The organism is Pontibacillus litoralis JSM 072002 (assembly GCF_000775615.1).
Taxonomy (GTDB): domain Bacteria; phylum Bacillota; class Bacilli; order Bacillales; family BH030062; genus Pontibacillus; species Pontibacillus litoralis.
In genome coordinates this window covers 1-8,847 of the sequence record NZ_AVPG01000042.1, presented here as the reverse complement: position 1 = coordinate 8,847, position 8,847 = coordinate 1, and the positions used below count along the sequence as shown (strand labels likewise).

Here is an 8,847-nt window from a genome sequence, read left to right as displayed (position 1 = left end):
CCACAATCATTTTACGAAAATCATCATTATACCGTTTACCATTACTTTGATTACTCATTGGACACACCCTCCTAAAAGTTATTTTATAAATTTAACTTAGATGTGTCCATGAAACTATACTAGCATCAATATATACAACAAAATAATATTAAAAGTTTTTGATAATCTGTTTGATAAACCTGATTACTTATTCGAACAATTTACTTATCACACACAAAACATTACAGATAAATCAGATAACACTAACTCTTCTAATGTGAGATCAATTGAAGAACATAAAGCTCAAAAATTTAAATCTGCTTTTGATGATTTTGATTTTGATGATGAGTAATACATTTTTCAAGTATTTACTTTTCCTTTATAACAAAAGTTAGAATGTTTAATTTTATCGAAACCATTGTATTATTCTAAAAAAGGGGTATAATGAAAAGAAATATTTTACGTCAATGACAAAGAGAGTAATTATTTGTTAGATTAAAGCGATCTAGGGATGGTGAGAGCCTAGAATTGAGCAAATAATGAAGCGCACTTTGGAGATACATTCCTGAATTTAGTAGGGAGTGTCGGGGGTAGCCTCGTTATCAATTAAAGTGGTTTTACCAATGGTAGAACAATTAGAGTGGTACCACGGGATATTCAGCTCTCGTCTCTTCTTTATTTTTAAAGAAAAGACGAGGGTTTTTTATTTTTTTAAGGAGGAATTAGCATGAACTATAAACTTGACTTTAGTGCATTACTTTTTGAAGCCCTTGATGGGAAACTAGAAAAAAACAAACTGTTTGGAATGATTGAGAAACCAAAGTATTCACATTTAGGTGACCTTGCATTTCCTTGTTTTGAGTTATCTAAACAATATCGTAAGCCACCACAAACTATTGCTATTGAATTAGCTAACAAGATTGAATCACCTCTCTTTGAAAAAGTAGAAGCAATAGGTGGCTATTTAAATGTATTTTTAGAAAAACAACCTGTTTCTAATTTGATTTTGGTTTCAGTTATAAATAAAAAAAATCATTATGGGACAAGTAAAGTTGGAAATGGTGATGTCGTTACAATTGATTTTTCATCTCCCAATATAGCCAAACCATTCTCTATGGGTCATTTAAGATCTACTGTTATTGGAAATGCAATCGCATTAATGTTAGATAAATGTGGATTTAAACCTGTTCGGATTAATTATTTAGGTGATTGGGGTACTCAATTCGGAAAGTTAATTGTTGCCTATAAATTATGGGGTAATGAACATACAGTAAGAGAAAATCCCATTAAAGAACTTTTAAAGTTATATGTAAAGTTTCATGAAGAGGCAGAGATTAACCCTCAACTTAATGAAAAAGGACGTGAATGGTTTAAGAAACTTGAGGAAGCAGATGAAGAAGCTATTTCTTTATGGGAATGGTTCAAAGGTGAATCGTTAAAAGAGTTTTCAAAGATTTATGATTTACTTGGTATTAGTTTTGATTCTTATAATGGAGAAGCGTTTTTTAATGACAAAATGGAAAATATAGTTGAAATACTAAAAGAGAAAAGTCTATTAGAAACTTCTGATGGCGCACAAGTGGTTACACTTAATGAGAAAGGTCTACCACCTTGTTTGATTAAAAAAAGAGATGAAACTACACTTTATGCAACGCGTGATTTAGCTGCTGCATTATACCGTCAAAACACATACAATTTTTCAAAATCCTTATATATTGTTGGAAATGAGCAATCTCTTCATTTTAATCAAGTTTTTGCAGTTTTAGAAAAGATGGAATATCAATGGCATAATGGCTTAGCCCATATTCCGTTTGGAATGATATTAAAGGAAGGCAAGAAGATGTCCACCCGAAAAGGTAAAGTTGTTTTACTGGAAGATGTCTTAAACGAAGCAATATGGCTAGCTGAACAGAATATATTAACTAAAAACCCAAATCTAAAATCAAAAAAAGAAGTAGCAAGTGCAGTTGGAACTGGAGCAATTATCTTTCACGATTTAAAACACTTTCGTCAGAATGATATTGAATTTTCACTACATGAAATGCTGAAATTTGAAGGAGAAACAGGTCCTTATGTGCAATATACCCATGCACGTGCATTCTCGCTATTAAGAAAAGGACAATATGAAGAGGATATTAATTCAATTCAAATTAAGGATCAAGATAATTATACTTGGGAAGTTATTATTAACCTCATGGAGTTTCCAGAGGTTATTGAAAAATCTATGGAGAGCTACGATCCTTCACAAATTGCGAAATATCTGATTGAACTCTCTAGATCATTTAACAAATATTATTCCTCAGTAAGAATATTAGATGATGAACTTAATAAACATTCAAGATTGTCTTTGGTTCATTCAGTAACTATTGTCTTGAAAGAGGGCTTACGTTTACTTGGAATTAAGGCACCTGAAGAAATGTAAGAAAAATATTTGTTACAAATGGCAGCGATTAATGTAAAAAGTTTTGATTCTTCAAGTTATACTTGTAGATAGATAACTTTTTTAAATGAATGAATTAATCCCAATAATTTTGGGATTAATTCATACAAACCAATAATGTTAAGTCAATTTTTTAAATCTCTAATTAATCTTCCTCTACATTTGACGGGTAATCGTCTATACTCCAAATTCCGAGTTGTTCTTCTCGTGCTTTCTTTTCTGCTTCTTCCATTTGTTCCTCGTAGATATATGGCGGGTCATACACATAAGCGTATCGAGCTAAGCCATTCTCAAGCAATAACTTATTAAAGTTTTCCCCATCTACCCATATATAACCTAACAAGCGATCATATTTATCACGTTTAGGGCCATCATATTCGACCGTAACGTTTTGACCGCTTAACTTGGCGGTTGCAAATTCCGTTGCTTCAGGACCGAACGGTTGAACTGGTTTATTTGGGTGTTTCGTTTCGGGTGTATCGACTAGCAATAACCTGACCGTTTCCTCTGTTCCGTTGATTTGGACTTTAATCGTGTCCCCATCAACTACTTTTGAGACGGTTCCATCAACTGTATTGCTAGAGCAACCAATCGTAAAAAGGAATGAAAGAATAGTAATCATTAATAGTATTATTTTTTTCATAGAATCATAACTCCTACTTCATATAATCGAGCGCCCTTGTCGCGTGTGCTAATCTACTGCAAAAAGGGGCGTTGTCCTATTTCGGTATTTGCGTACTTGAACGTATTGAAATAGCATCGTTCCTTCAATTTTACAGTAAAAAAAGGAGTTCCCTACCTGTTCTTTTGGTAGGTTGTAAACTCCTTTTTCTCTATTAGCTAGCGTGACTTTTCAGTGGTTATTGGGACTGCATGAGTTTCGATGTGATTAGTTCCCTGACTCATACATCTTAGATAAAGAAAATCCTCGACCTAAAATTTCAGATGCGTTAAGGAATACAACAAAAGAGCTAGGTTCTTGCTCCTGTAGTAATTTCTTTAAATAAATTGCCTCTTGTTGTTCCATAACAGAGAGGAGTAGCGTTTTCTCTTTATTAGAATAGCCGCCAAATGAATGAATTTTCGTATAGCCACGATCGACTTCATCTTTAATCATCGATTGAATCAATGCTTCTTGTTCGGTGATAATGAGAACGAGTTTAGAGGAAGAAGATTGTAATTGGACGAAGTCGATTACTTTACTAGTGACGTAAATCGACATCATTGCATACAAGGCTAACTCTAAATTAAAGACGATTGCAGAGATTGCGACAACGAATCCGTCAACAATTAGTTGTGAATAGCCGCTTGATAAACCGGTATACTTTTTCAATAGTTGAGCAAGTGTAGCAGTTCCCCCTGTTGATCCCTTTCCACGATATACAATCCCAAGTCCAACACCTAACATCATTCCTCCGTAAATGGCAGCAAGTAACGGATTATCAATTTTAAACGGAATATCGGCACTGAGCCAAATTGTGAAAGGTACGAAAAATGTCCCAACTAATGTCTTAAAGCTGAAATCCTTGCCCAACAGAAGAATTCCTAACACAAATAGAGGGAGGTTAATGATCCATTGAACGTAGGCGGGATTATATTGGTAAACTTCATATAATATCGTACTTATACCGGAGACGCCGCCAGCCGCTAATTTAGACGGTAAGAGAAACATATTATAGGATAAACCGACTAAAATGGAACCAATTACGATGTATGCATATTCTACGACAAGCTTCTTCTGTGATGTTTGATTATTCATAAGAACTCCCTATCTTTTATGTATTCATTTAGATTTTATTTTATCATAAAATCTAATAATAAAAACGCCTATACATTTTTAACTAAGCAATGGAATGATTATTTCCTTCATTTTAGTATTATTTTTTCCTATTAGTATGTGATGAATGGTCAAGAATGGTTGGATGCGGTTTATCGATAGTTTTTACGAAAAGTACTTCATTCATTACATAAAAAAACACGATCAGCAAAAAGCGATTATGGAATACATAGAGGAATCTATTGTGAACGTTCATGGCTGAAACTATAACAACAGCATGGTAAAAAGAATAAAGGATAAAGCACTGGAATAGTCATGTTCAGCGAACCAATTGAATACATTAGCAATAGGTTGTCTAGGGGAGCGTGAAGGAAGATGGAAATTTCACAAAGAGTCGTACTGTTTAGCATGCTGTTTGCCTTTATCACGATAAGCGTGTTTGCTTTAGTGCGAGCAGAACGTGTTATTTTGACAGAAGAAGTTACAGAAGCAAATGAATCCCTACCATCTTGGTACAAAGCAACGAGCGTTGAAGAGGTAGAAGAACTTATAGATACGCCTGTTTCACGTCTTACCTATATCCCTGAATCTTATGAACAGCATAGCATTACATATAGCGTAAGCGAGGCAGGCTATGAAGTGAAGCAATTGTACATTGATCCAGGCAAGGGACATATACAAGTGCTGCAGCTTCCAATTGATCAACACGAGGAAAATTGGGGGTTAGGTTATGAAATAGAAACGGTAGAACGAAACGGACAGCAAGTTTCAGTAGCACACAAAAACGGTGACATATATAAGCAATCATGGATAGCGAACTCTACTTTTTATACGATTTCATCTACGAAGCCGCTTTCTAAAGAGGAGTGGGTGAAAGTAATGGTAGGAGTGAAGGAATAACTCAAACGATGGTTTGGGTTTTTTTGTTGCCATTCGTTCTATTAAACAGACTCTATCATACAATGTAGAAAGAGATTGGGAAAGGTTGGTCTATCCTATGAGGAAATATATCATGTTCACTATTTATGTCCATGTGTTGTTTGGGGTATTTTTTGCCTTTTTGGTGCTTTCTCCGAATAAGCAAATGGATTTTATGCAATATTCCTTCGTAAATGAAATGATCGATTCTGAATCTACGTCAGATGTACTCCGTTTAATGATAGGGAGTGAAATGGCACCTTACAATGCTCAATTGAAAGACAAAGGGATTGAGGTGCCAAGTGTATCTTCTCTATTTTTTCAGACAGCTGCTGGTGTGAAATTAAGTGATTTCTCGAGTTTGCTAGAAACAGCGATACCTGGTTTACAGCAATCTGCTAGTTTAATGGATTCTAATGTAGCGAGTATGCCGATAGAATCTCCACCGCCCGACTTCGATAAATTACTTGAAGAAGGGGGGCAAGATGAGGAAGATGAGCCAATAGAGAAAAACGAAGAAGCCAATGTATTTGTGTACCATAGTCATTCGTGGGAAGCGTTTTTACCAATGTTAGATAGTAAAACGAAACCAAGTGAAGCGTCTAGTACAGATAGGGACAAGAATATTGTCATGGTTGGCTCAATGCTAACTGAAGAGCTCGAGGAGCGTGGTATACAGACGATGCACGATAAGACGAATGTTGCTGCAGCACTGAATGAGCAAGGATTGAATCATAATGACTCTTACACTTTTGCTCGCAAAACAATTAAAGCAGCAGCAAGTGAAAGTGACGACATTTCCTATTTTATCGATATTCATCGAGATGCACAGCGGAAAGATATCACAACATCTCAAATTAACGGCAAACCATATGCGAAGATTTATTTCGTTGTCGGTACTGCGCATGAGCAGTATAAGAAAAATGCCGCATTTGCGAATCAAATCAATCAATCTTTAGAAGATAAGTACCCAGGAATTAGTAGAGGTGTGTATAAAAAAGATAAAACAATGGGGAATGGTGTGTACAATCAAGACTTCTCCGAGAACGCGATTTTAATTGAAGTAGGCGGTATTGATAACACGAAAGAAGAACTGCGCAACAGTTCAAAGGCGCTTGCAGAAGTGTTAAGTAATCATATTCATCAAGCTGAAAAAGTGAACGCTAAACAATAAGTGAAGTGTAACGGGACAAGTACTCTCTCTTTCACGCCGTTGTATGGTACAATATCAACAATAAAAAGAATATTCGAACAATTACAAGCATAAGGGGGAATGTACATGGAAGTCATACCACTGCCTCGTAGAAAAAAAGGATGGCGTACATGGCAAAAGGTTAGTCTTATCGTTACTTTGGTTCTAGGCTTTATTGTAGTAGGAGGACTATTGTTTTTAAATAGTTGGATTAATCGAAGTTTACCGCAAGTAGAAGGGGAAGTTGCGATTAATGGATTACATGCGTCTGTAGAAGTTATTCGTGATGCAAACGGGGTCCCGCATATAAAAGCAGAGAATGAATGGGACTTGTATAGGGCACAAGGATTTATCCAAGCACAAGATCGACTGTTTCAAATGGATATGGCTCGGAGGCAGGCGTCAGGACAGTTAAGTGAAGTGGTTGGCTCTGCAACTGTAACGCAAGACAAATATTTTCGTGCGTTAGGTTTAAGACGTGCGGCACAGAAATCGTATGAGGCATATTCACAAGAATCGAAGGAAATTTTACAAGCTTATGCGGATGGGGTGAATGCTTATATTACGCAGGCAGAAGAAAATAATCGTTTACCAGTCGAATTCACTTTAATGGGCAATTCACCTGAACCTTGGACACCATTAGATTCCTTGACGATTGGGAAATATATGGCTTTTGATTTAGGAGGACACTGGGAGCGTCAAGCGTTTCATTATTATTTGTTACAAACGTTACCTAAGGAAAAAGCCTTGGAGTTATTTTCCACTTACCCTGAGCAAGCACCTACAATTATTCAAGAGGCAGAAATCGACGTAGCATCTCTTTTGCAACAAGCGGTAATCCCGCATTCTTATAATGGTAGTAATAATTGGGTTGTAAGCGGGGAGAAGACAGCTTCAGGTAAACCGCTATTAGCTGATGATCCCCATTTAGGACTAGCAACGCCCTCCATATGGTATGAGATGCATTTATCTTCCCCAGAACAAAATGTTAGTGGCGTTATTTTTGCAGGGGTGCCAGGCATTATTTTAGGACACAATGATAGCATTGCTTGGGGAGTTACGAACACAGGTCCAGATGTACAGCAACTGTATATCGAAAAACGTCATCCTGATCAACCGAACGAATTTTTGTTTGAAGGAGAATATGAAGAAGCGGCGGTAATAGAGGAGCCGATTAAAGTAAAAGGGGAAGGCACGGTAGCATATGAAGTAATGGAGACGAGACATGGACCAATTATATCTCAGTTTGCGGAAGCGTCAGGGGAGGAAGCAGTACTTTCACTTCGCTGGACAGCGTTAGATGCTACGGCCGAGTTAGAGGCGATCATTGAGATGAATAAAGCAACGAATTGGAATCAATTTGAGCGGGCATTAGAGAAATTTGAAGTACCTGCACAAAACTTTGTATTTGCTTCACAGGACGGAACTATTGCTTACAAGGCAAACGGTAAAATACCAATCTATTCAAATGGCGATGATGCTTTATTGCCTTTAGAAGGTTGGAAAGCAGAGAATGAGTGGGATGGGTATATTCCATGGGACGAATTGCCGCGCGTAGTGAATCCAGATAAAGGTTATATAGCGACGGCGAATAACAAAGTAGTTGGCGAAGATTATCCATATCATATTTCAAATAATTGGGCGCAACCGTATCGGTATAAACGTATTGCTCAAGTGTTAGAGCAAGGCGACGATTTCACCGCAGCAGAAATGAAAAATTTACAAATGGATCAACACAATTTACAGGGGGAAGAATTCGTTCCAATCTTTTTAGAGCATGTTGATCAAGGAGCATTATCAGATGAAGAACAGAAAGCAATAGCCATTTTAAAAGAATGGAATTATGTAGATGCGGTCGATGGTGCAGCTCCGTTAATTTTCCACACGTGGATGCAAACGTTTAGCAAGCAACTTTATGAAGAGGACATCCCAGAAGAAATGATAAAGTTGTTTAACGGCCGTGCACAAACTACCGATGAGCTTATTCGTCAAGCACATCGTGGAGAGGAAGTCATTTGGATAGAAGAACAAGGTGGATTACGTCAAGCTTTAACAATCGCATTAGAAGAAACAGTGGCGATGTTATCTGAACAATATGGATCGGACGCTACTAAGTGGAAATGGGGCGACTATCATCAAGTATCTTTTGAGCATCCTCTTTCTTCTGTTTCTTATTTAGAACGTTTCTTCAATCCTAAAGATCCTATTCCGGTAGGCGGGAGTAAAGTGACGGTGATGGCTGCTGCATATGAAGAGGATACTGGCATTGTAGATCACGGTGCTTCTTGGCGATTTGTTGCGGATACGGCTGATTTGACCCAAGCAAGTCATACCGTATCTCCAGGTCAAGCAGGGCACTTCCGAAGTGAATGGTACCATAACCAACGTGATCAATGGGTAACAGGAGAGTACCATCAAACGAAAGTCAAGCAATATGAAGGAAGCGTCTTAATGCTACAGCCCAAGGAATAAATGCAAAAAGATGCTGGGACAGTAGTTAAGATATCAATGAAATTTCTGATTTCCCCAAAATAGAAAGCG

At 37.1% G+C, this 8,847-nt stretch carries 6 protein-coding genes and 1 other annotated feature; of the genes, 4 read left to right on the top strand and 2 right to left on the bottom strand.

The window, feature by feature from the left end; all coding sequences use genetic code 11:
- The first annotated feature begins 437 nt into the window (after positions 1-437).
- Positions 438-654 (top strand) — a binding site (T-box leader).
- Positions 655-706: 52 nt separating this feature from the next.
- Entirely contained in the window at positions 707-2,401 is a 1,695-nt protein-coding gene (gene argS / locus N784_RS15420; protein ID WP_036836405.1) for an arginine--tRNA ligase, read from the top strand.
- A 163-nt stretch (positions 2,402-2,564) separates the two neighbouring features.
- On the opposite strand, the gene N784_RS15415 is transcribed toward argS, so the two are convergent.
- Both N784_RS15415 and N784_RS15410 read right to left on the bottom strand, forming a co-directional pair.
- A complete protein-coding gene (locus N784_RS15415) occupies positions 2,565-3,062 on the bottom strand; it encodes a thermonuclease family protein (protein ID WP_084600301.1) in 498 nt (165 codons plus the stop codon).
- Between the two features lie 246 nt (positions 3,063-3,308).
- Positions 3,309-4,178 (bottom strand): YitT family protein, encoded by an 870-nt coding sequence (locus tag N784_RS15410; protein ID WP_036836403.1) that lies wholly within the window; start codon positions 4,176-4,178, stop codon positions 3,309-3,311.
- Positions 4,179-4,571: 393 nt separating this feature from the next.
- Here N784_RS15410 and N784_RS15405 point away from each other — a divergent pair, with 393 nt between their 5' ends.
- The 3 genes from N784_RS15405 to N784_RS15395 all read left to right on the top strand — a co-directional run bounded on the left by N784_RS15405 (position 4,572) and on the right by N784_RS15395 (position 8,778).
- Positions 4,572-5,096 (top strand): DUF4367 domain-containing protein, encoded by a 525-nt coding sequence (locus N784_RS15405; protein ID WP_036836402.1) that lies wholly within the window; start codon positions 4,572-4,574, stop codon positions 5,094-5,096.
- A 112-nt stretch (positions 5,097-5,208) separates the two neighbouring features.
- Complete coding sequence (gene spoIIP, locus N784_RS15400; RefSeq protein ID WP_052127378.1) at positions 5,209-6,288, top strand: stage II sporulation protein P; 1,080 nt, start codon at positions 5,209-5,211, stop codon at positions 6,286-6,288.
- Positions 6,289-6,393: 105 nt separating this feature from the next.
- Positions 6,394-8,778: a penicillin acylase family protein gene (locus tag N784_RS15395; protein ID WP_036836400.1), complete on the top strand. Its 2,385-nt coding sequence runs from the start codon at positions 6,394-6,396 to the stop codon at positions 8,776-8,778.
- The last annotated feature ends 69 nt before the right edge of the window (positions 8,779-8,847 follow it).